Origin of the sequence: Streptomyces sp. NPDC090445, from assembly GCF_044769385.1 — a bacterium.
Lineage (GTDB): Bacteria > Actinomycetota > Actinomycetes > Streptomycetales > Streptomycetaceae > Streptomyces.
This window is the reverse complement of the sequence record NZ_JBIVXV010000015.1, coordinates 26,329-48,155: the sequence shown is the minus strand read 5'-3', so window position 1 is coordinate 48,155 and position 21,827 is coordinate 26,329. Positions and strand designations below refer to the sequence as shown.

Annotated in this window: 17 protein-coding genes and 1 pseudogene; 10 read left to right on the top strand and 8 right to left on the bottom strand. The window is 73.3% G+C overall.

All coding sequences use genetic code 11. The annotated features are described in order from the left end of the window. Positions 1 to 44: 44 nt before the first annotated feature. Positions 45 to 3,008 (bottom strand): excinuclease ABC subunit UvrA, encoded by a 2,964-nt coding sequence (gene uvrA / locus ACIQUT_RS25290; protein WP_403565879.1) that lies wholly within the window; start codon positions 3,006 to 3,008, stop codon positions 45 to 47. A 287-nt stretch (positions 3,009 to 3,295) separates the two neighbouring features. Here uvrA and ACIQUT_RS25285 point away from each other — a divergent pair, with 287 nt between their 5' ends. The 3 genes from ACIQUT_RS25285 (at position 3,296) to ACIQUT_RS25275 (ending at position 6,107) form a co-directional block, all read left to right on the top strand. After that, positions 3,296 to 3,985 carry a maleylpyruvate isomerase family mycothiol-dependent enzyme gene (locus ACIQUT_RS25285; RefSeq protein WP_403565878.1) on the top strand — a complete coding sequence of 230 codons (690 nt, stop codon included), beginning with the start codon at positions 3,296 to 3,298 and terminating at the stop codon, positions 3,983 to 3,985. 9 nt (positions 3,986 to 3,994) lie between these two features. Next, positions 3,995 to 4,651 carry an MBL fold metallo-hydrolase gene (locus ACIQUT_RS25280; RefSeq protein WP_403565876.1) on the top strand — a complete coding sequence of 219 codons (657 nt, stop codon included), beginning with the start codon at positions 3,995 to 3,997 and terminating at the stop codon, positions 4,649 to 4,651. Positions 4,652 to 4,757: 106 nt separating this feature from the next. After that, a complete protein-coding gene (locus tag ACIQUT_RS25275; RefSeq protein ID WP_403565874.1) occupies positions 4,758 to 6,107 on the top strand; it encodes an MFS transporter in 1,350 nt (449 codons plus the stop codon). A 53-nt stretch (positions 6,108 to 6,160) separates the two neighbouring features. Here the strand turns inward: ACIQUT_RS25275 and ACIQUT_RS25270 are convergent, their stop codons facing one another. From ACIQUT_RS25270 to uvrB, 4 genes are all read right to left on the bottom strand, one after another. Further along, on the bottom strand, positions 6,161 to 7,174 hold the full coding sequence (locus ACIQUT_RS25270; RefSeq protein ID WP_403565872.1) for a TerC/Alx family metal homeostasis membrane protein: 1,014 nt from the start codon (positions 7,172 to 7,174) through the stop codon (positions 6,161 to 6,163). Between the two features lie 221 nt (positions 7,175 to 7,395). Next, a complete protein-coding gene (locus ACIQUT_RS25265) occupies positions 7,396 to 9,381 on the bottom strand; it encodes a TerD family protein (protein ID WP_403565870.1) in 1,986 nt (661 codons plus the stop codon). A 49-nt stretch (positions 9,382 to 9,430) separates the two neighbouring features. Beyond that, positions 9,431 to 10,009: a TerD family protein gene (locus tag ACIQUT_RS25260; protein ID WP_179172105.1), complete on the bottom strand. Its 579-nt coding sequence runs from the start codon at positions 10,007 to 10,009 to the stop codon at positions 9,431 to 9,433. A 78-nt stretch (positions 10,010 to 10,087) separates the two neighbouring features. Continuing rightward, the gene (uvrB, locus tag ACIQUT_RS25255) at positions 10,088 to 12,235 is read right to left on the bottom strand and encodes an excinuclease ABC subunit UvrB (RefSeq protein ID WP_403565868.1); all 2,148 of its coding nucleotides are present in this window, start codon (positions 12,233 to 12,235) and stop codon (positions 10,088 to 10,090) included. A gap of 259 nt (positions 12,236 to 12,494) precedes the next feature. Here uvrB and ACIQUT_RS25250 point away from each other — a divergent pair, with 259 nt between their 5' ends. The 3 genes from ACIQUT_RS25250 to ACIQUT_RS25240 all read left to right on the top strand — a co-directional run bounded on the left by ACIQUT_RS25250 (position 12,495) and on the right by ACIQUT_RS25240 (position 15,592). After that, positions 12,495 to 13,406 (top strand): glycerophosphodiester phosphodiesterase, encoded by a 912-nt coding sequence (locus tag ACIQUT_RS25250; protein WP_403565866.1) that lies wholly within the window; start codon positions 12,495 to 12,497, stop codon positions 13,404 to 13,406. 100 nt (positions 13,407 to 13,506) lie between these two features. Beyond that, positions 13,507 to 14,070 (top strand): methylated-DNA--[protein]-cysteine S-methyltransferase, encoded by a 564-nt coding sequence (locus ACIQUT_RS25245; RefSeq protein ID WP_403565864.1) that lies wholly within the window; start codon positions 13,507 to 13,509, stop codon positions 14,068 to 14,070. A gap of 220 nt (positions 14,071 to 14,290) precedes the next feature. Then, positions 14,291 to 15,592 carry an MFS transporter gene (locus ACIQUT_RS25240; protein WP_403565862.1) on the top strand — a complete coding sequence of 434 codons (1,302 nt, stop codon included), beginning with the start codon at positions 14,291 to 14,293 and terminating at the stop codon, positions 15,590 to 15,592. Here ACIQUT_RS25240 and ACIQUT_RS25235 read toward each other — a convergent pair. After that, the gene (locus ACIQUT_RS25235; protein ID WP_403565860.1) at positions 15,582 to 15,992 is read right to left on the bottom strand and encodes a cupin domain-containing protein; all 411 of its coding nucleotides are present in this window, start codon (positions 15,990 to 15,992) and stop codon (positions 15,582 to 15,584) included. The genes ACIQUT_RS25240 and ACIQUT_RS25235 overlap by 11 nt on opposite strands. Before the next feature lie 155 nt (positions 15,993 to 16,147). Between ACIQUT_RS25235 and ACIQUT_RS25230 the strand changes: the two genes are divergently transcribed. Further along, entirely contained in the window at positions 16,148 to 17,098 is a 951-nt protein-coding gene (locus ACIQUT_RS25230) for a pseudouridine-5'-phosphate glycosidase (protein ID WP_403565858.1), read from the top strand. A 134-nt stretch (positions 17,099 to 17,232) separates the two neighbouring features. Continuing rightward, on the top strand, positions 17,233 to 18,123 hold the full coding sequence (locus tag ACIQUT_RS25225) for a carbohydrate kinase family protein (protein WP_403565856.1): 891 nt from the start codon (positions 17,233 to 17,235) through the stop codon (positions 18,121 to 18,123). Positions 18,124 to 18,287: 164 nt separating this feature from the next. Here ACIQUT_RS25225 and ACIQUT_RS25220 read toward each other — a convergent pair whose 3' ends face one another. Then, on the bottom strand, positions 18,288 to 18,932 hold the full coding sequence (locus ACIQUT_RS25220) for a uridine kinase (RefSeq protein WP_403565855.1): 645 nt from the start codon (positions 18,930 to 18,932) through the stop codon (positions 18,288 to 18,290). A gap of 92 nt (positions 18,933 to 19,024) precedes the next feature. On the opposite strand from ACIQUT_RS25220, the gene ACIQUT_RS25215 reads away from it, so the two are divergent. Beyond that, positions 19,025 to 20,470 carry a WGR domain-containing protein gene (locus ACIQUT_RS25215; RefSeq protein ID WP_403565853.1) on the top strand — a complete coding sequence of 482 codons (1,446 nt, stop codon included), beginning with the start codon at positions 19,025 to 19,027 and terminating at the stop codon, positions 20,468 to 20,470. A gap of 25 nt (positions 20,471 to 20,495) precedes the next feature. Here ACIQUT_RS25215 and ACIQUT_RS25210 read toward each other — a convergent pair whose 3' ends face one another. After that, entirely contained in the window at positions 20,496 to 20,966 is a 471-nt protein-coding gene (locus tag ACIQUT_RS25210) for a cupin domain-containing protein (RefSeq protein WP_403565851.1), read from the bottom strand. Between the two features lie 167 nt (positions 20,967 to 21,133). On the opposite strand from ACIQUT_RS25210, the pseudogene ACIQUT_RS25205 reads away from it, so the two are divergent. Beyond that, a pseudogene (locus ACIQUT_RS25205) lies at positions 21,134 to 21,775 on the top strand (DUF2293 domain-containing protein); the annotation flags it as partial. Positions 21,776 to 21,827: the final 52 nt, after the last annotated feature.

The following is a 21,827-nucleotide window of genomic DNA, read 5'->3' as shown; positions in this document are numbered from 1 at the left end:
GCCGACCGGCGCTGCGCTGCCGCTGACCCGCAAGGGGCGCGCGGCTAGGCCTTGCGGGCGCGGGCCGCGGTCGTCTTCTTCGCCGCGGTCGTCTTCTTCGCCGTGGTGGTCTTCCTGGCGGTCGTCTTCTTCGCCGGGGCGGCGGCCGGGGCCGCGTCGGAGATCCGCTCCGCGCCGAGGATGTCGCGCAGGAACTTGCCGGTGTGGCTGGCGCCCACGGACGCCACCTGCTCGGGGGTGCCCTCGGCGACGACGAGTCCGCCGCCGTAGCCGCCTTCCGGGCCCATGTCGATGACCCAGTCCGCGGTCTTGATGACGTCCAGGTTGTGCTCGATGACGATCACCGAGTTCCCCTTGTCCACCAGCCCCGACAGCACCTTGATCAGCTTCGAGATGTCCTCGAAGTGCAGGCCGGTCGTGGGCTCGTCCAGGACGTAGACCGTCCGCCCCGTCGACCGCTTCTGCAACTCCGACGCCAGCTTCACGCGCTGCGCCTCACCGCCGGACAGCGTCGGCGCGGACTGGCCGAGCCGGACGTACCCGAGGCCGACCTCGGTCAGCGTCTTCAGGTGCCGGGCGATCGTCGGAACCGCCTCGAAGAATCCGAGCGCCTCCTCGATCGGCATGTTGAGGACCTCGGCGATGGACTTGCCCTTGTAGTGGACCTCCAGCGTCTCCCGGTTGTACCGGTCTCCGTGGCAGACCTCGCACGGGACGTACACGTCCGGCAGGAAGTTCATCTCGATCTTGATGGTGCCGTCGCCGGAGCAGTTCTCGCAGCGGCCGCCCTTGACGTTGAAGGAGAAGCGGCCCGGCAGGTAGCCGCGCACCTTCGCCTCCATCGTCTCCGCGAACAGCTTGCGGATGTTGTCGAAGACGCCCGTGTACGTGGCCGGGTTGGACCGGGGGGTGCGGCCGATCGGCGACTGGTCGACGTGCACGACCTTGTCGACGAGGTCGTCGCCGTCGACCCGGGTGTGCCGGCCCGGCACGGAGCGGGCGCCGTTCAGCTCGCGCGCCAGGTGCGTGTACAGGATGTCGTTGACCAGCGTCGACTTACCCGAGCCCGACACGCCCGTGACGGCCGTGAGCACGCCCAGCGGGAAGGACACGTCGATGTCCCGCAGGTTGTTCTCCTTGGCCCCGTGGACCGTGAGCCTGCGGTCCCCGTTGACGGGTCGGCGCACGTCCGGGATGGCGATGGACCGCTTGCCGGACAGGTACTGCCCGGTCATGGAGGCGCTGTTGTCCAGGAGCTCCTTGAGCGAGCCGCTGTGCACGACCTTGCCGCCGTGCTCGCCGGCGCCCGGGCCGATGTCGACGACCCAGTCGGCGGTCTTGATGGTGTCCTCGTCGTGCTCGACGACGATCAGGGTGTTGCCCATGTCGCGCAGCCGGACGAGGGTCTCGATGAGCCGGTGGTTGTCGCGCTGGTGCAGGCCGATGGAGGGCTCGTCCAGCACGTACAGCACGCCGACCAGGCCGGAGCCGATCTGGGTGGCCAGCCGGATGCGCTGGGCCTCGCCGCCCGACAGGGTGCCGGCGGCGCGGTTCAGCGACAGGTAGTCCAGGCCCACGTCGACGAGGAAGCGGAGCCGCTCGTTGACCTCCTTCAGGACCCGCTCGGCGATCTTCTTGTCGCGGGCGTCGAGCCGGAGCCGGCCCAGGAACTCCGCGCACTCGCTGATCGACATCGCGGCGACCTCGGCGATGGACTTCTCCATCACCGTCACGGCGAGCACGATCGGCTTGAGCCGGGTCCCCTCGCAGGTGGGGCAGGGCACCTCGCGCATGTAGCCCTCGAAGCGCTCGCGGCTGGCGTCGCTCTCGGACTCCGCGTGCCGGCGCCGGACGAACGGCACGGCGCCCTCGAAAGCCGTGGTGTACGCGCGCTCGCGCCCGTACCGGTTGCGGTAGCGGACCTCGATCTGCGTCTTGTGCCCGTACAGCAGGGCCTTCCTGGCCCGCAGCGGCAGGCCGGCCCACGGGATGTCCGTGCGGAAGCCGAGCTCGCCGGCGAGGGCGCCGACGAGCCGCTGGAAGTAGTCCTTGGTGTGGCCGAGCGACCACGGCGAGACGGCGCCCTCGTCGAGGGACTTCTCCTCGTCCGGGACGATCAGCTCCGGGTCGACCTCCATGCGCGTGCCGATGCCGGTGCACTCGGGGCAGGCGCCGAAGGGCGAGTTGAAGGAGAAGGAGCGCGGCTCCAGCTCCTCGAAGGACAGGTCGTCGTACGGGCAGTAGAGGTGCTCGGAGAACATCCGCTCGCGCTCGGGGTCGTCCTCGGCGAGGTCGACGAAGTCCAGGATCACCATGCCGCCGGAGAGGCCGAGGGCGGTCTCCACGGAGTCGGTGAGCCGGCGCTTGGCGCTGTCCTTGACGGTGAGGCGGTCGACGACCACCTCGATGGTGTGCTTCTCCTGCTTCTTCAGCTTCGGCGGCTCGGAGAGCTGGATGGTCTCCCCGTCCACCCGGGCCCGGCTGTAGCCCTTGGTCTGCAGGTCCGCGAAGAGGTCGACGAACTCGCCCTTGCGCTCGCGCACCAGCGGCGAGAGCACCTGGAAGCGGCTGCCTTCGGGCAGGGCGAGCACCTTGTCGACGATCGCCTGCGGCGACTGCCGCGAGATCGGGCGGCGGCACTCGGGGCAGTGGGGCTTGCCGATGCGCGCGAAGAGCAGGCGGAGGTAGTCGTAGACCTCGGTGATGGTGCCGACCGTCGAGCGCGGGTTGCGCGAGGTCGACTTCTGGTCGATCGAGACCGCCGGGGAGAGGCCCTCGATGAAGTCCACGTCGGGCTTGTCCATCTGGCCCAGGAACTGGCGGGCGTACGACGAGAGCGACTCGACGTAGCGGCGCTGGCCCTCGGCGAAGATCGTGTCGAAGGCCAGGGAGGACTTGCCGGACCCGGACAGACCGGTGAAGACGATGAGCGAATCGCGGGGCAGGTCGAGCGAGACGTTCTTGAGGTTGTGCTCGCGAGCGCCACGAACGATGAGTCGGTCGGTCACGCCGGTCCGCACCTTTCTTGAGAGAACGGGGGCACAGCCCCCGTCCCAGGGTATGGGGGGCGCCTCTGCATTGGGGTCGAGATGGGAGTCGAGCTGACGGAGTCAGGCTGGACTTCCGAGCGTATAGCACGCGCATTCGATTTAAGGCACTCCGCCGACCGCTTCACCCGTTCGTGTGGCCCGGGGCCCTGCCGCGCCCCGCAGGGAGCGCGGGGAACAGCGCGGCCGGACCCCGCCGGCCCGCGCTTTCACGACCGGACTCCGGCGGAGCGCTTAGGCTCGGCTCCATGACCGATCATGTGCACGACCTGCACGTCGTACGTGAAGCCACAGACCGGCTGCTGACCGCGGTCGGACGACTGGACAACGCCGCCTTGGCCGAGGAGTCACACCTCCCGGGCTGGACCCGCGGCCACGTGCTCGCCCACCTCGCGCGCAACGCCGACGCCCTCGTCAACGTCCTCGCCGGGCGGCCCATGTACGACAGTGCCGACGCCCGCGACAAGGACATCGAGGAGGGCTCCGGCCGCCCGCTCCCGGAGCAGCTCGCCGACCTGCGCGCCGGCCACGACCGCTTCATGGCGCAGACCGAGGGCGACCAGGACTGGTCCCGCACCGTCGAGCTCCGGGGCGGCGTCACCGACCTCGCCGCGAACGTGCCGTTCCGCCGGCTCGTCGAGGTCGAGCTGCACCACGTCGACCTGAATGTCGGCTACGGGCTGGAGGACCTCCCGGAGGAGTTCACCGGCCGCGAGATCGACTTCCTCGCGGACCGCTGGTCCGCGCGTCCCGAGGTCCCGCCGACCGCCCTGGCCGCCGACGACGGCCGCACCTGGCGCACGGGCGCGGCCGGGGAGCCGGCCGTCACCGTCTCCGGCCCGGCCGCCGCGCTGCTGGCCTGGCTGGCCGGCCGCGGCGACAAGGGCGCCTCCCTGACCACCTCGGGCGGCCCGCTCCCGACCCTCCCGCCGCTTTAGGATCAGCACATGACGTACACCGGAGCGGTCAAGGTCGGCGGTCCCGCCGACGTACACGAACTCGCGGACCTGATGATCTCCAAGGTCGCGGTGGGTCCCATGGACAACAACGCCTACCTGCTGCGGTGCCGGGCCACCGGCGAGCAGCTGCTGATCGACGCGGCCGCCGAGCCCCGGACGCTGCTGAACCTGATCGGCGACGACGGCATCGCGTCCGTCGTCACCACGCACCAGCACGGCGACCACTGGGGCGCCCTGAGGGAGGTGGTCGACGCGACCGGCGCGCGGACGTACGCCGGCGCCCTCGACGCCGAGGGCATCCCGGTGCCCACCGACGTGCCCGTCGAGGACGGGGACGTGATCCGGGTCGGCCGGGTCGAGCTGACCGCCCGGCACCTGGTCGGGCACACCCCCGGCTCGATCGCCCTCGTCTACGACGACCCGCACGGGCACGCGCACGTGTTCACCGGGGACTGCCTCTTCCCCGGCGGCGTCGGCAACACCCACAACGACCCGAAGGCCTTCGCCAGCCTCATCGACGACGTGGAGCAGAAGCTCTTCGGCCGGCTCCCGGACGAGACCTGGGTCTATCCGGGCCACGGCAACGACACCACGCTCGGTGCCGAGCGGCCGCATCTGGCCGAGTGGCGCGAGCGCGGCTGGTAGGTCCGGCCGGTAGGTCTCGGTCACCCTTCGGGCCCCGTGCACTCGTTCCGGTCGAAGATGACCGGACGCACCTCCCGGCGGCGCGGGGAGGGGTAACTGCTGCACCATGCAACAGGACCCCTCCCCGTCCCCGGTTCCCCGATCCCCCTCGATGCTGCGCCTCGCGTCGGCCGCGCTCGCCGGCACCGCCATCGAGTTCTACGACTTCTTCGTCTACGGCACGGCCGCGGCTCTGGTCCTCGGCCCGCTCTTCTTCCCCTCGTTCTCCCCGCTCGCCGGCACCCTGGCCGCCTTCGGCACGTTCGGGGTCGGCTTCCTCGCCCGCCCGCTGGGCTCGGCGCTCTTCGGGCACGTCGGCGACCGCTACGGGCGGCGTCCGGTGCTGCTCGCCTCGCTGCTGCTGACCGGCCTGGCGACGGTGGCGGTCGGCTGCGTGCCCACGTACGCCTCCATCGGGCTGGCCGCGCCGGTGCTGCTGCTCGTGCTCCGCTTCCTCCAGGGCCTCGGCCTCGGCGGCGAATGGGGCGGGGCGGTCCTGGTGACCGCCGAGCACGCCCCCGAGGGGCGGCGCGGGCTGTGGTCGAGCTTCCCGCAGGTGGGCCCGTCGGTGGGCTTCCTGCTGGCCAACGGCATCACCCTCGCGCTGTCCGCGACGCTGACCGACGCCCAGTTCGCCGCGTGGGGCTGGCGGCTGCCGTTCTGGGCGGCGGGGCTGCTGGCCCTGGCGGGGCTGTGGCTGCGCCGCTCCGTCGAGGAGACCCCGCAGTTCCGTGCGCTCGCCGAGTCCGGGCAGCGGGCCGAGGCCCCGCTGTCGGAGGTCGTGCGCGGGCACTGGCGGCTGATCCTGCTGACCGGCGGGGCGCTGGCCGCGGCGTACGCGGTCTTCTACGGGGTCACCACCTGGTCCCTCGCGTACGGCACCGAGCACCTCGGGGCGGACCGCACCACGATGCTGGTCTGCGTCATGACCGGGGTCGGGGTCATGGCCCTGTGGACGCCGGTGGCGGCGGTCCTCGGCGACCGCTGGGGGCGCCGCCCCATGTGCCTGGCCGGCTGCGCGGCCTGCGCGCTGTGGATGTTCCCGTTCGTGGCGCTGCTGGGGACGGCCGACGCGGTGCCGATGGCGGTGGGCGCGGTCGGCGCGCTGCTGTGCATCGGGACGGTGCTGGCGGTGATCGGCGCGTACTTGCCGGAGCTGTACGCCCCGCGGATCCGCTGCACGGGTGCGGCCGTCGGCTACAACCTGGGCGGGGTGATGGGCGGGGCGCTGACCCCGATCGTGGCGACGGCGCTGGCGGACGGCTCGGGTCCGCCGTGGGGCGTGGCGGCCTACCTGGGCGGGATCGGGCTGGTGAGCCTGGTCTGCTTCGCGCTGCTGCCGGAGACCAACCCGGAGCTGGTGCGGCGGGCCGCGCACACGGAAACGGGGGCGGCCGAAGCGACCGCCCCCGTGTAGCCCCGGGCCGGGGCCTGCCGTACCGCGCGTAGTGCGTCGGCGTCAGGCCTCCGTCAGGCCTCGATGGTCTCCTGGGCCTGCTCGCCGTCCCGGCGGGCGGCGGGCACGGCGGCCGCCTCGGCGGCGGCCTGCTTCTTCGAGGCCATCAGGCTGGTGATGGTGGTGATGACGAGGACACCGCAGATGACGCCCAGGGAGACCGGGATGGAGATCTGCGGGACGTGGACCCCGGACTCGTGCAGGGCGTGGAGGACCAGCTTGACGCCGATGAAGCCGAGGATGACGGACAGGCCGTAGCTGAGGTGGACCAGCTTCTTGAGCAGGCCGCCGATCAGGAAGTACAGCTGGCGCAGACCCATCAGGGCGAAGGCGTTGGCCGTGAAGACGATGTACGGGTCCTGGGTGAGGCCGAAGATCGCGGGGATCGAGTCCAGGGCGAACAGCACGTCGGTGGTGCCGATGGCGAGCATGACCACCATCAGCGGGGTCAGGATGCGCTTGCCGTTGTTCGTGATGAACAGCTTGGTGCCGTGGTACTTGTCGGCGACGCCGAACTTCTTCTCGATCGACTTCAGGAGGCGGTTCTCCTCGAACTCGTCCTCCTCCTCGTCGGCGCGGGCCTCCTGGATGAGCTTCCAGGCGGTGTAGATCAGGAAGGCGCCGAAGAGGTAGAAGACCCAGGAGAAGGAGGTGATGATCGCGGCGCCGGCAGCGATGAAGATCGCACGCAGGACCAGGGCGATCAGCACGCCGACGAGCAGCACGCGCTGCTGGAGGTGCGAGGGCACCGAGAACTTCGCCATGATCAGGACGAAGACGAAGAGGTTGTCGACGCTCAGGGACTTCTCGGTGATGAAGCCGGCGAAGAACTCCTGGGAGGCCTGGCCGTTGCCGAAGTACAGCAGGCCGAGGCCGAAGAGCGCGGCGAGGACGACCCAGACGACGGTCCAGGTGCCCGCTTCCTTGATCGACACGTCGTGCGGTTTGCGGCCGATGAAGAAATCGGCGCCGATGAGGATGCACAGACCGAGAATGGTCAGCACCCACACGTTCAACGAAACATCCACGGTTCAGGCCTCCGGCAGATGGCTTGGCACACAGGTCAGCGACATCGCTGCCGGAGGTCTCTTCCACCCGGGCGGCCTGGAGGCCGTGGGCCGGCGCCCCGGGACCGCCTATGGGTCCGTATTGACGGGCACGCCGTAGCAGGAAAGCAGGAATACTCCCCTCCGCGGGCACCAGGGTACCCGCGGAGGACCGAAAAGGTAAAGGGAAGGCCAAGGACTGGTCATGGACGGGCATGGCGGCGGGCCGTGGCGACCCGCTGCAGCGCCTCCTCCAGCACCAGGCTGCCGGGCGGTGGCAGGTCCGGTTCGAAGGTCCAGTGGTGGCTGACCCAGGGGTCGGCGAGGTGGTCGTCGGGCACCGGCGTCAGCCGCATCAGCGAGCGCCACAGCGGGTCCAGCAGGGGCCCGTACGCCGAGGCCTCGTCCCGGTCGGCGACCAGCAGCAGGTGCACGCCGACCGCCGGGCCCTCGTCGGCGAGGTAGCGCAGCCGGGTGACGGCCCGGTCGTCGAAGCCGTGCGGGAAGTCGTGCACGATCAGCAGCTGCTCGGCCGTGTCCAGGTCGGGCGGCAGCTCCTCGGGCGCCCCGGCCCGCAGCGCCATCTGTACGAGGTCCACCCGGCGGGTCAGCCGTGCCAGCGTCTCGGAGACCCCGGCGGCCCCCGCGGCGGGCGGCGCGGCGAGCACCCCGGCGTGCACGAGCGGGCCGAGGGAGGCGGCCCCGGCCCCGGCCGCGTCGATGACGTGGACGGAGAACCGGCCGGCGGGGTGGACGGCGAGCAGCCGCGCCGCGTGCGCGACGGCCATGTCCATGGCGGCCTTGCGGAGCCGGTCGGTGTCGGTGGCCATGGCGGCCTCGGAGCCGGTGCGGCCGTTGTCGATCCACAGGCCGCGCTCCAGCGGGACCCGGACGAGCATGGGGATCCGCAGACCGGGCCGCTCCGGCAGGTGCAGGTCCCCGAGGCGCAGGGCCATCGGGGCCTCCTCGGGCAGCGCGTGCCCCTGCCAGACCGGGTTGGACCAGCGGGCGTACGCGGCCGGCAGGGCCGGTTCGACCACGTCGGACTCGGCGGCCAGCTGGGCGAGGTCCCGGTCGAGGGCGGCCTTGGCCTGGGCGACGAGTTCCTCGCGGCGGGCCCGGGCCGCCGCCTGCGCAGGGGCGCCGGCCGCGCGGTCGCGGGGGTCGGAGAGGGCCTGGTCGAGCTCGCGGTCGAGCCGGGAGTCGGCGAAGTCGCAGGCGCTGCGGTACGCCGCGACCGTCCGGGCCAGGTCCTCGAACATGCCCCAGACCTGGTTGTAGAGCCGCTCGTCCATGGACCAGCCGGAGGCGTCGCCCGCGACGGGGGTCGGCGGCTCGCCGGGCCGGCCGGGTGCGGCGGCAGCGGGCGCCGGCTCGGGCGGCTCGTCGGTGGTGCGGCGGCGGCGCGGGTGCACGTAGTCGACGGTCGGCGGGCCGCCGGCGGTGTCCGCGGGTCCGGCTGCGGGGGCGGGGCCCGGCGTGCCCGGGTACGGGATGCCGGTGACCGGGACGGCGACCGACTCGGCGTCCGGCCGGCCGGTCGGCCCGGTCGAGCCCGTCGAGCCGGTCGGCCCCGTCGGCGTGAGGCCCTGCGGCGGAGTGGGCGCGGCCGCGGCCTGCACGGGAGTGAGCGCACGGCCGTCCGCCGCGGCCGGCCCCGCCACCGCGGAGGCCAGCTCCGCGGCCGCCGGGGCGCTCAGCCCCGCGTCGGCGAGCAGTGCGGCGAGCCCGTCGGCGTAGCCCTGGCCGACGGCGCGGACCTTCCAGGCGCCCTGGCGGCGGTACAGCTCCAGGGCGACGACGGCGGTCTCCGGGTCGAGGCCGGTCAGCGCGTATCCGGCGAGCGCATCGCCCTCCGGGGCGGCCACGGCCACGTACGGGGCCGGGATCGCCCCGAACCGGGCCGGGCCCCCGGGCGGCAGCACGAGCGCCACCTTGACCTGGTCCGTCCCGGGCCCGACGGCGCCGAGGTCGACCGTGAAGCGGTGCTCGCCGGCCGCGGGACCGGGCGCCTGCAGCCCGGGCGGGGCGGAGGAGCCGGGGCGGGCCAGCGCGCCGGGCCCGCCGATCCGGCCCTCGGCATCGCAGACTGCGGCCAGGGCGAGCACCGGTGCGCCCGCCGTGACCCTGATCTCCACCCGGCTCCGGTGCAGGGGGTGGTTCTGCCCCCGGACCAGTTCGGCCGTCATCGTGCAGCCCTCCCCCGTGGCCTTGCTCTTCCGTTTCTCCGTGTACTGCTTACAGGTGCGGCACGATCGCCGGCATCAGGTCCTGGAACGTGCGGCCGTTGGCCGCCTCGCCCAGGGCCGTCATCTGCCAGCCGCCGCCGCTGCGCGACACCTTGGCCATGATCTGCGCCGTGTACTGGCCGCCGCCGTCGAGGGTGTACCGGGCCAGCTCCTGGCCGTTGGTCTCGTCGACGAGGCGGCAGAACGCGTTCTGCACCTCCTGGAACGTCTGGCCGGTGAACGAGTTCACCGTAAAGACGATCTGGTCGATGTGGACCGGGACGCGCTGGAGGTCGACGAGGATCGACTCGTCGTCCCCGCCCTGGCCGGCGCCGCCGATCAGGTTGTCGCCGGTGTGCCGGACCGAGCCGTCGTCGCTCTGCAGGTGCCGGAAGAACACCACGTCCACCGGCTGCTTCTCGGCGAACAGCACCGCCGAGGCGTCGAGGTCGATCTCCCGGGTCCGCGAGCCGAACAGGCCGCGGCGCTTGGCCGCCTGCCAGCCGAGCCCCATGCGGACCGACGTCAGCGAGCCGCCGTCACCCTTCGTCAGGCTGATGGCCTGACCCTTGGTCAAGTTGACCGTCACGCGCTGTCCCCTTTCCATAGCCACCCCCAGGCAGCGTGTACCTGCGGCTGACGCCAACCCTACTGACCTCCGCGGGGGTCAGGCGAGGCCCGCTTCCTTCATCTGCCGCAGCTCCTTCTTCAGCTCGCCGACCTCGTCCCGGATCCGGGCCGCGACCTCGAACTGGAGCTCGGCCGCGGCGGCCCGCATCCGCTCGGTCATCTGCTCGATGAGCGAGGCCAGTTCCTCGGCCGGGCGGTCCGTCACCGCCACGGCGCCCTTGGCCCCCTTGGCTCCCTTGGCCGCCTTGCCCGGCGCGGTCTTGGCCCCCGACAGGGCGGACACGGGTGCCTTGGCGCCCTTGCCGTCCTTCGCCTGGCGGTAGCCGGTGCCGAGCAGCTGCTCGGTGTCGAGCTCCTCGCGGGCGAGGGTGGCGACGATGTCGTTGATCTTCTTGCGGAGCGGCTGCGGGTCGATCCCGTTGGCCTTGTTGTACGCGATCTGCTTCTCGCGGCGCCGGTTGGTCTCCTCGATGGCCTTCTCCATCGCCGGGGTCATCTTGTCCGCGTACATGTGGACCTGGCCGGAGACGTTGCGCGCGGCGCGGCCGATGGTCTGGATCAGCGAGGTGCCCGAGCGCAGGAAGCCCTCCTTGTCGGCGTCGAGGATCGCCACCAGGGACACCTCGGGCAGGTCCAGGCCCTCGCGCAGCAGGTTGATGCCGACCAGCACGTCGTACTCGCCGGCCCGCAGCTCGCGCAGCAGCTCGACGCGGCGCAGCGTGTCGACGTCGCTGTGCAGGTAGCGCACGGCGATGCCGAGCTCCAGGAAGTAGTCCGTGAGGTCCTCGGCCATCTTCTTGGTGAGGGTGGTGACCAGGACGCGCTCGTCCCGCTCGACGCGCTGCCGGATCTCGTGCACCAGGTCGTCGATCTGCCCCTCGGTGGGCTTGACGACGACCTCGGGGTCGACGAGGCCGGTGGGGCGGATGATCTGCTCGACGAAGCCGTCGGAGCGGGACAGCTCGTACGCGCCGGGGGTGGCGGACAGGTAGACGGTCTGACCGATCCGCTTCTGGAACTCCTCCCACTTCAGCGGCCGGTTGTCGAGCGCGGACGGCAGCCGGAAGCCGTGGTCGACGAGGGTCCGCTTGCGCGAGGCGTCGCCCTCGTACATGGCGCCGATCTGCGGCACGGTGACGTGCGACTCGTCGATGACGAGGAGGAAGTCGTCCGGGAAGTAGTCGATGAGGGTGTGCGGCGGGGAGCCCGGCTCGCGGCCGTCCATGTGGAGCGAGTAGTTCTCGATGCCGGAGCAGGAGCCGATCTGCTGCATCATCTCCAGGTCGTACGTGGTGCGCATGCGCAGCCGCTGGGCCTCCAGCAGCTTGCCCTGCTTCTCCAGCTCCCCCAGGCGCCGGGCGAGCTCCGTCTCGATGCCGCGGATCGCGTTCTGCATGCGCTCGGGGCCCGCGATGTAGTGGCTGGCGGGGAAGACGTACAGCTCGCGGTCCTCGCTGATCACCTCGCCGGTCAGCGGGTGCAGCGTGGACAGGGCCTCGATCTCGTCCCCGAACATCTCGATGCGGACGGCCAGTTCCTCGTAGACCGGGAAGATCTCGACGGTGTCGCCGCGGACCCGGAAGGTGCCGCGGGTGAAGGCCACGTCGTTGCGGGTGTACTGGATGTCGACGAAGCGGCGCAGCAGCTGGTCCCGGTCGATCTCCTCGCCGACCTTGAGGGGGACCATCCGGTCGACGTACTCCTGCGGCGTGCCGAGGCCGTAGATGCAGGAGACGGACGCGACCACGACGACGTCCCGCCGGGTGAGCAGCGAGTTCGTCGCGGAGTGGCGCAGCCGCTCCACCTCCTCGTTGATCGAGGAGTCCTTCTCGATGTACGTGTCCGACTGCGGGACGTACGCCTCGGGCTGGTAGTAGTCGTAGTACGAGACGAAGTACTCGACGGCGTTGTTCGGCAGGAGCTCGCGGAACTCGTTCGCCAGCTGGGCGGCGAGCGTCTTGTTCGGCGCCATGACCAGGGTGGGCCGCTGGAGCTTCTCGATCATCCAGGCGGTCGTCGCCGACTTGCCGGTGCCGGTCGCGCCCAGCAGGACGACATCCTTCTCACCTGCGCGGATGCGCTTCTCCAGCTCGGCGATGGCCGTCGGCTGGTCACCGCTGGGCTGGTAGGAGCTGACGACCTCGAAAGGCGCCACCGTGCGTTCGATCTTCGATACGGGCCGCATGACTCCACCGTACGACCCGCCACTGACACTCACGCACCCACACGGCCCCGCGGGCGGCCCGCACGGCCCGGCCGGGTCCGGCGCGCCCGGCACGCTTCCCCCTTTCTGGTCCGTTTGTCGTAGTTCGGTGGCGGCCCGGTGATCTTCGAGCCCATGATCGCTTCAACGGACACCGCAGTCGCTGCGTCGCGGCAACGGCTGCCGTTCTGCGCCCGTTTGACGCCGGAGCAGGGTTCACGACCCGAGGAGAAGAACGCACATGTACGTCCGACCCTCCGCAGCGGCCGCCGCCGCATTCCTGGGCTTCACCCTCACCGCGCTGGGCGGGACGGCCGCGGCCGCCGCCACCGACCCCGGGTCCCCCGCCGACCGGCCGGGGGTGCTGGGCCCCGTCGTGTACGCCCACCGGGGGGCTTCGGCGTACGCCCCGGAGAACACCCTGGCCGCGGTCGACGCGGCACTGCGGCTGGGCTTCAGCTGGGTCGAGAACGACGTCCAGCGCACCCGGGACGGAGAACTGGTCGTGATCCACGACGACACCCTGGCCCGCACCACGAACGCCGAGGAGGTGTTCCCGGACCGCGCGCCCTGGCGCGTGCGGGACTTCACGGCCGCGGAGATCGCGCAGCTCGACGCGGGCAGCTGGTTCGGCGCGGCGCACGCGGGCGCCCAGGTGCCGACCCTGCGGGAGTACCTGGCCAGGATCGAGCGCAACCGGCAGCGGCTGCTGCTGGAGATCAAGAAGCCCGAGCTCTACCCCGGGATCGAGAAGCAGACCCTGGAGGTCCTGGACGAGGCCGGGTGGCTGGACCGGGGGCATGTGCAGCGCCGCCTGGTCGTGCAGAGCTTCAGCGCCGACACCGTGCGCCTCGTGCACGAGCTGCGGCCGGACCTCGAAACGGCCTTCCTGGGCACGCCGAAGGTCGCCGACCTGCCGAAGTACGCCGCGTTCACCGACCGCATCAACCCCTGGCACACCACCATCACGGCGGAATGGGTGGCGGCCGTGCACGGCCTGGCGGGGGCCCACGGCAAGACGATGGAGGTGGACACCTGGATCGTGGACGACGCGGTGACCGCCCGGAAGGTCCAGGGGATGGGCGTCGACGGGATCATCACGAACGCCCCGGACGTGGTGCGGCAGGCGGTGATCGGCGCCTTCGCCGACTGACCAGGGGCTCGCCGACGAAGCAGGAGGCTCGCCGACGGAGCAGGGGGGTCGCCGACCGATCGGGGGCGGGGCTGTCGGTGGCCGCCCGTACGGTGGAGGGGTGGACACCACCGAGCGGCCGCGCGGGCCGCACCTGGAATGGACCGTCGTCGCGAGCGACATCGGTCCGCTGCTGCTGGCCGCCACCCCGGAGGGCCTGGTCCGGGTCGAGTTCCATGCCGGTCCGGACCGGGTCGAGCGGATGATCGGCGCGCTGACGTCCCGGCTCGGCGCCGACGCCCGGCGGCCGGAGCGGGGCGAGGAGGTGCTGCTCGCCGAGCCGGTACGCCAGCTCTCCGCGTACTTCGAAGGCTCGCTGCGGCGCTTCGAGCTGCCGCTGGACTGGCGGCTGAGCTCCGGTTTCAACCGGACGGTGCTGCAGGAGCTGAACCGCTCGGTGCCGTACGGGTCGGTCGTCGGGTACGGGGAGCTGGCCGCCCGCGTCGGGCAGCCGGGCGCGGCCCAGGCCGTGGGCCACGCCATGGGGTCCAATCCGCTGCCGCTGGTGGTGGCCTGCCACCGGGTCGTGGAGAACGACGGGGGGATCGGCGGCTTCGGCGGCGGGGTGGAGACCAAGCGGGCGCTGCTGGCGCTGGAGGGCGTGCTTCCGCAGCCGCTGTTCTGAGGGTGTCGCTGTTCTGAGGGAGCCACGGTCCTGAGGGCCGGCGCGCCGGGCCTGCGGGCGGGCTCCGGGCCTGCGGGCGGGCTCCGGGCAGGGAACCGGGCGGTCTTCTTCCTGTTCCGCCAGGGGGTAAGGGGTGGGAAACTGCTGCGGTGACTACTCCTGCCGCACCAGGTTCCGCCGCTCCCGCTCTCCTCCGGGCACACCGCACGGGACGCCCGCAGTGAGCGCCGCGCCCGGCACCGGAACGGGCACCGGCACCGGCCGGCCCGTCGCGGCCGTGGACCCGGCCGAGCTGCCCCGGCTGCGCCGCCGCACCTCCTCCGTGCTGATCGCCTCCCAGGCCCTGGGCGGCCTCGGCGTGCCCGTCAGCATCGCCCTGACCCCGGCCCTGGCCACCGAGGTCAGCGGCACCGAGGCACTGTCCGGGCTCGCCTCCACCGCCGCCGTGGTCGGCACCGCACTCCTCTCGCTTCCCCTCGCCGCCCTGATGACCGCGCGGGGCCGCAGGCCCGGCCTGGTCCTCGGGTACGCGATCGGGGCCGCGGGCGCGGCCCTGGTCGTGCTGGCCGCCGCCATCCGGAGCTTCCCGCTGCTGATGCTCGGCATGGCCGCGTTCGGAGCCGCCTCCTCCGCCAACCTCCAGGCCCGATTCGCCGCCGCCGACCTGGCCGCCCCGGACCACCGGGCCCGGGCCATCTCCGTCGTGGTCTGGGCGTCCACCATCGGCGCGGTGCTCGGCCCCAACCTCTCCGCCCCGGCCAGCCGCACCTTCGCCGGGACCTCCATACCCGAGACTGCGGGCCCCTTCCTGTGGGCCGGCGCCGTCTTCGTCCTCACCGGCACGCTGATCGCCGTGCTCCTGCGGCCCGACCCGCTGCTGACGGCCCGGGCGCTGGCCGGGCCCGAGGAGCACGTCCGCGGAGGCCACTCGGTGCGCGCCGGGTTCGCGGCCGTCAAGGCCTCCCCACGGGCGCGGCTCGCGCTGGTCACCGTCGCCGTGTCACACACCACCATGGTCTCGATCATGGTGATGACCCCGGTCGACCTCGGCCACCACGGCGCCGGGATCCAGCTCATCGGCCTCGTGATCAGCGGGCACATCGCCGGCATGTTCGCCTTCTCGCCGGTCATGGGCTGGCTGTCGGACCGGCTCGGCCGGCTGTCCGTGATCGGCCTGGCGGCCGGGCTGCTGTCGGCGGCCGCCCTCCTCGCGGGCACCGCGGGCCCGCGCCACGGGCAGACCGCGCTCGGCCTCTTCCTGCTGGGCCTCGGCTGGTCGGCCGGCATGGTGTCCGGATCGGCGCTGCTGACCGACTCGGTGCCCACCCGCGCCCGGGCCGCCGTACAGGGCCTGAGCGATCTCACGATGAACACCTGCGCGGGCGCCGGCGGGGCCCTGGCCGGCCTGGTCATGGCGGAGGCGGGCTACGGCTGGCTGAACGCGATCGGGGCCTCGCTGCTGCTGCCGATGGCGGTGCTCGCCCTGTTCACCGCACGCCGCCATCCGGCGGTCACAAGCTGATGTGGTAGGCCTTGCGCAGCGTCTCGTGAACCGTCCAGGTGGTCCGGTCGCCCTCGCGGAGCACGCAGGCCGATCCGGGCCCCACCTCCAGGGTCGCGCCGCCCTCGACCTCGACGGTCGCACGGCCGCTGACGACGACGAACAGCTCGTTCGCCTCGACGTCCGTGACCACCCCCGGGGTGATCTGCCAGATGCCGCGCACCTGCGTGCCGTCCGGGGACTCCCACAGCACCTTGCCCGTCACGACGGGGCTGCCGGAGACGATCCGGCCGGGGTCCAGCTCCTCGGCCTCCAGCTCGGCGTCCGGAACGTCCGGTACGGAGACGGCGAAGGAGGCGGGGGCCGCTGCGGCGGGGGCCGCCGCGGCGGCGGCCGCGGTGTCGTGGTCGCTGGTGCTCATGGCGCGCCAGCGTAGTGCGGGCGGACCCCGCCGCGGAGTGGCCACAGTGTCCAGCCCGGCCGCACCGGGGAAGGCATCCTGTCGGGGACGGCGACAACCGGCCACTGCGCGGGCGCCGCGTTTGGCGGTGCTGATCGCGTGCCAGGGATGGGGGCATGTCACAGCACACAGCATCCGCACCCCCGCCCCCGCCCGGCGCTCCCGTCCTGTCCGAGGAAGTCCGCGAGGCACTGGAGCAGGGGCAGCCCGTCGTGGCCCTGGAGTCCACGATCATCACGCACGGCCTGCCGCGCCCCCGCAATCTTGCGGTGGCCGCCGAACTGGAGGCGATCGTCCGCGCCGAGGGGGCCGTTCCGGCCACGATCGCCGTTGTGGACGGGGTGCCCCACGTGGGCCTGGACAAGGAGCAGCTGGAGCGGATCGCGGGCGGCGAGGGGGTGCGCAAGCTCGGCCACCGGGACCTGGCGCCCGCCGTCGCGGCGGGCGCGACCGGCGCGACGACGGTGTCGGCGACAGCGTTCCTGGCCGCGCGGGCCGGGCTGCGGGTCTTCGCCACGGGCGGGCTGGGCGGCGTGCACCGGGAGTGGGCGCAGACCCAGGACGAGTCGGCAGACCTGCGGCTGCTGGCGCGGACGCGGATCACGGTGGTGTGCGCCGGGGTGAAGTCGATCCTGGACGTGCCGGCCACGCTGCAGCGGCTGGAAACGCTGGGGGTGACCGTGGTGGGGTACGGGACGGAACGTTTCCCCGGCTTCTACCTGGCCAGTTCCGGCGAGCCGGTGGACTGGACCGTGCACCGGCCGGAGGAGGTGGCGGAGGTGATGGCCGCTCAGGACCTGCTGGGCGGCCCCGAGTCCGCACTGCTGGTGGCCAACCCGGTGGACAAGGCGGAACAGCTGGATCCGGGCCTGCACGACCGGGTGCTGGCGGAGGCCCTCGACGAGTGCCGGAAGCAGGGGATCACGGGGCAGGAGGTGACCCCGTTCCTGCTGGGCTTCCTGGTGCGGGCGACGGGCGGGGCCTCACTGGAGGCCAATCTGGCGGCGGTAAGGGGCAACGTGGCCCTCGGGGCCGGCATCGCCGGGGCCTGGGCGGCCCGACAGTGACAACGGCCGGCCCGGAGCCGGAGCGGGGTGCGGTGCCGGAGCCCGGGCCGGAGCCGGAGCCGGAGCCCGGGCCGGAGCCGGGGTCCGGGCCGGAGCCGGGGTCCGGATCGGGGGCGGGGTCCGGATCGGGGGCGTTGCTGGTCGTCGGGGACGTGGTGACGGACGTGGTGGCGGTGCACCCGGAGCCGCTGGTTCCGGCCACCGACACGGCGGCCCGGATCCGGACCCTGCCCGGCGGCGCCGGAGCCAACGCGGCCTGCTGGGCGGCCCGCGCCGGGCTCGCCGACGTACGCCTCCTCGCGCGGGTGGGCGCGGAGTCGGCGCAGTGGCACGAGCGGGCCCTGCTGGCCGGCGGGGTGCGGCCGCGGCTGGTGGTCGACCCGGACGCGCCGACGGGGACCGTGGTGGCGCTGGTCGGCAAGGACACGGAGCGGACCTTCCTCACCGACAGCGGGGCGGCACTGCGGCTCTCCCCCGCCGACTGGGCGCCCGACCTGCTGGACGGGGTCGCCCACCTGCACCTGTCCGGCTACCTGTACTTCGCCGACAGCAGCCGCGAGCTGGCCCTGGTCGCGCTGCGGGACGCGCGCGCCCGCGGGGTGCCGGTGAGCGTGGACCCGGCCTCGGCGGGGTTCCTGGCCACGCTCGGGCCGCGGCGCTTCCTCGACGCCGTGGCGGGGGCGGGCGTCCTGCTGCCCAACGAGGACGAGGCCCTGCTGCTGGCCGGGCTGCCGCGGCCGGCCGGGGCGGGCGGGGCGGCCCGGGCCGCGGCGGAGCTGAGCCGTCTGGTGCCGCTGGTGGCGGTCACCCGGGGTGCGGCGGGGGCGCTGGTCGCCCAGGGGGGCCGGGTCACGGCCGAGGTGGCCGCGGAGCCGGTGCGGGCGGTGGATTCCACCGGCGCGGGGGACGCGTTCACCGGCGGGTTCCTGGCGGCGCGGCTCGCCGGCGCCGACCCGGTGGAGGCGGCCCGGGCCGGCTGCCGGTCGGCGGCCTGCGCGGTCACCCGGCTGGGCGGACGCCCGTAGCCGCCCGGGCGCCCGTAGCCGCCCGGCCCCCGCAGCGGCTCGGACTCCCGCGGCGGCCGGGACACCCGTTGCGGCGCGGACGCCCGTTGCGGCTCGGACGCCCGTTGCGGCCCGATCGGCCATGGCCGCCCGATCGCCCGGGGCTCCCGGGGCGGTCGGCCGGGTCAGTGGTTCAGGCCCGTCCACGCGGGGTGGCGCGGATCGTCGGCCCGGACCACGGCGTCGGCCAGCGAGGCGGGGTCGGTCTCGGCCTCGTAGCGGGCGAAGGCGGGCAGGGTCCAGCGGGCGGCCTCCTCGGTGCGGCGGGCCAGCGCGCCCGGGGAGAGCCGGATGTGCACGCCGAGGTCGAAGGGGAACCAGCGGCCCAGCAGGAGCGGGCCGTGCACGATCACGACGGCGCCCGGCGGCAGTTCGGTGTACGGGCTGCGGGTCGCCCGGTCGGTCGCCGGGTCCCACAGGTCGGGCAGGACCCGCCCGGTGCCGCCCGGGTCGGTCGGGCCGAACACCTCCCGCCAGAGGGCGGCGGTGTCGTACCAGCCGCCGAGGTAGGAGTCCACGTCCTCGCGGCCGTACTCGAACCGCAGCGAGGCCGGCCGCAGGAAGCCCTCGGCGGGGACGACGAGGGCGGTGCGGCCGTGTCCGCGCAGCGCCTCGGCGAGCAGTCCGGCGAGTCCGCCGGTGTCGGCGGCGGGCGCGCCGTCGATGCCGACGCGCTGCCACATCGCCTCCCCCGCCTCGGGTTTGCGGTCGTCCAGACGGTCTGCGAGCTGCTCGGCCATCCGCTGCCAGGTGATCGCTTCCAGGTGCACGGGCCCATTGTCAGTGCCGGCCCCTAGCTTTTTTCCACGAGGGAACACCGGCGGGCAGAGCCGTCGGGCCCGGCCTTGGGGAGGGGTCTGTCATGGCTCGCGAGACGACGTACCTGGAGCTGTCGCAGGACGGTGGCGGCGCGCACAAGTTCTACGAGGTGACCGTGGACGGTACCGCGGTCACGGTGCGGTACGGGCGTATCGGCGCGGACGGCCAGCAGCAGAACTCGACGTTCCCGACCGCCGAGAAGGCCCGGGCGGCCGCCGCCAAGAAGATCGGGGAGAAGGTCCGCAAGGGGTACGCGCCGGCGGTGCAGGGACAGCGCGCGGCCCGCCCGGTGACCCGCCGCCAGGTGGCGTCCGCGCCGTCGACGGCCCGCGCGGCCGCCCCGGTGCTGTGGCGGTTCCGCACGGGCGCCTCGGCGTTCGGGATCCACGTGGACGAGGACCGCTGCTGGGTCGGCAACCAGGCGGGCGACGTGTACACGCTCAGCCACGGCGGGGAGGTGCTGGCCCGGTACTCGCTGCCGGACGGGGTGAAGTGCCTGGTGGCGGACGATTTCTGGATCTACGCGGGCTGTGACGATGGCGGCGTCTACGACCTGTCGTCGAAGGTCCCGTTCAAGGCGTACGACATCGCCGACGACGTGGACATCTTCTGGCTCGACATCCGCGAGGGCGTCCTCAACGTCTCCGACGCGAACGGCGGCCTGACGGTCATCGACCACGAGGACGAGTTCCAGTGGTCGCGCCGGTCGGCCGGGGTCCACGCCTGGATGGTGCGGGCGGACGAGCGTGCCGTCTACCACGGCCACACGACGGGCGTGACGGCGTACGCCCCGGACGGCAGCGGCGAGTTGTGGCACACCAGGACCGCGGGCGGAGTGCTCTTCGGCTGGCAGGAGGAGCACGCGGTCTTCGCCGGCACGGGCCGCCACACCGTGCAGCGGCTGGCGAAGGACACGGGCGCGATCGAGGCCTCGTACCGCTGTGACGCGGCGGTGTACTCCTGCGCGACCTCCCCCGACGGCCGGCACGTGTTCGCCGGCGACTCCGCCTCCTCCGTCTACTGCTTCGACGCGGCCGGGAACCGGCTGTGGAAGCTCGGCACGGGCAGCGGCTCGGCCCTGTCCATGCAGTACCTGGACGAGCGGCTGTACCTGGTCACCACGGACGGCTCGCTGGTCTGCGTGGACGCGAGCGAGGCGGCGATCGGCGCGGCCCAGCAGGGCACGGTGCCGACGGCCCGGGACGTGAAGTCCGCTGCCGCCCTGCCGGTGTTCACCCCGGCGGCTTCGGCTGCCGCGGTGGTGACCGTGTCGGCGGCGGCGGCCCCGGCCGACGGCGTGGTGGTGGAGTGCGTGCAGCAGGGCAACCGGATGCGGGTGCAGGTGGTGTCGAGCGGGTTCGAGCGCTCGTGGAACGTGCAGTTCCCGCGCGGGATCCGGGAGCCGGGGGCCCGGTACGTGGTGGACGGGCTGCACGCGGCCTCGGGCGGCTTCTACCGGGTGCGCGGGGAGATTCGCCGCCTGGTGTGAGCGGGCGGCGCCGCGGCGGGGCGGGTCACCAGGCGTGGCCCGCGCAGGCGCACGGGGCGGCTGCGGGCGGGGCGTCGGCGGGGATGGAGAACGGCTCGCCCTCGGCGAGGGTGCTGGTCACGTACAGCACGACGGGTTCGGTGCCGAGGTTGCGGCCGAGGTGGAGGTGCTCGGGGCCGGCGGGTTCGATGAAGCTGGTCCCGGGCAGGTGCACCACGGTGCTGTTGTCGTGCAGGATCCGGGTGAGCGTCCCGGACTTGAGCAGGGCGATCAGCGGGACCCGGTGGAAGTGCCAGCCGGTGCAGGCGCCGGGTGCGATGACCACCTCCCGCCCGGCGAGATTCGGCGCGCCGACCCCGGCGCCCGCCACTGCCCCGGGTATGCCCGCACCCGCCGGTATGCCGGGGCCCTGTATCGACGGGCCCGGTATCGGCAGGACCGGTATCGGCAGGACCGGTATCGCAGGCCGCTCCGTCGCCGTCTGACGTCCGCTCATGTCTCCCCCTCGGTCGCGAGTCGCGGGCACCCCGGGCGTCACAAGCCACACCGCAAGTCCCGGCCACCACCGTAAGCGACTTCCCCAAATCGAGGGAGAGTTGACGGTTCCCCGACCGTCGCGCCACGCGGGGTGATAGAGGGGCCGAACGGCGGTATCACACGGGCATGAGCCTGGTCGTGTTCGAGTCGGTGAAGGCGATCCACTGCGCGCAGTGCAGTCGGGGACCGCTGCGGCATCTGGTGCGCGAGGCGGGCGTGCCGCGCTGCCTGGACTGCGCGGACCTCGGGCACCTGGTCTACCTGCCGCGCGGGGACGCCGCGCTCACCCGCCGGGCGCGCGAGGCCAGTTCGCTGTCCGCCGTCGTCGTCCGCTTCAACAAGCGCCGCCGCCGCTACGAACGCCAGGGCCTCCTCGTCGAGGATCCCGCCCTGGCGCGGGCCGAGCGTGCGTGCCTCGCGGACGCGGAGGCGCGGGCGCGGCGCCGGGAGCGCGACCGGTTGCGCCGGACGGCCGAGGACACCCGGTTCACGGCGGCGTTCGCGGCGGAGATACGGCGGCTGTTCCCGGGCTGCCCGGCCGACCGGGCGGCGGCGATCGCCGCCCACGCCTCGGTGCGGGGCAGCGGCCGGGTCGGCCGCACCTCGGCCGGCCGGGCCCTCGACGAGCTCGCGGTGGCGGTGGCGGTGCGGGCGGCGGTGCGGCACGTCGACACCGAGTACGACGCGCTGCTGATGGCGGGCGTGCCGCGGTTCGCGGCCCGGGCCCGGCTGGCCGCGCAGATCGACGCGGTCCTCGACACCTGGCGGATCCCGCCGGCCGCCGCGGACACCGGATCCGGTCCCGCCGCGGACAACGGGG

Bases quoted from the DNA above. Each gene is read 5' to 3' on its own strand.
- ACIQUT_RS25285 (WP_403565878.1), top strand. From the start codon at position 3,296: ATGACCGATCATGTGCACGACCTGCACGTCGTACGTGAAGCCACAGAC.
- ACIQUT_RS25210 (WP_403565851.1), bottom strand. From the start codon at position 20,966: ATGAGCGGACGTCAGACGGCGACGGAGCGGCCTGCGATACCGGTCCTG.
- ACIQUT_RS25250 (WP_403565866.1), top strand. From the start codon at position 12,495: ATGTACGTCCGACCCTCCGCAGCGGCCGCCGCCGCATTCCTGGGCTTC.
- ACIQUT_RS25230 (WP_403565858.1), top strand. From the start codon at position 16,148: ATGTCACAGCACACAGCATCCGCACCCCCGCCCCCGCCCGGCGCTCCC.
- uvrB (WP_403565868.1), bottom strand. From the start codon at position 12,235: ATGCGGCCCGTATCGAAGATCGAACGCACGGTGGCGCCTTTCGAGGTC.
- ACIQUT_RS25235 (WP_403565860.1), bottom strand. From the start codon at position 15,992: ATGAGCACCAGCGACCACGACACCGCGGCCGCCGCCGCGGCGGCCCCC.
- ACIQUT_RS25215 (WP_403565853.1), top strand. From the start codon at position 19,025: ATGGCTCGCGAGACGACGTACCTGGAGCTGTCGCAGGACGGTGGCGGC.
- ACIQUT_RS25275 (WP_403565874.1), top strand. From the start codon at position 4,758: ATGCAACAGGACCCCTCCCCGTCCCCGGTTCCCCGATCCCCCTCGATG.
- ACIQUT_RS25280 (WP_403565876.1), top strand. From the start codon at position 3,995: ATGACGTACACCGGAGCGGTCAAGGTCGGCGGTCCCGCCGACGTACAC.
- ACIQUT_RS25265 (WP_403565870.1), bottom strand. From the start codon at position 9,381: ATGACGGCCGAACTGGTCCGGGGGCAGAACCACCCCCTGCACCGGAGC.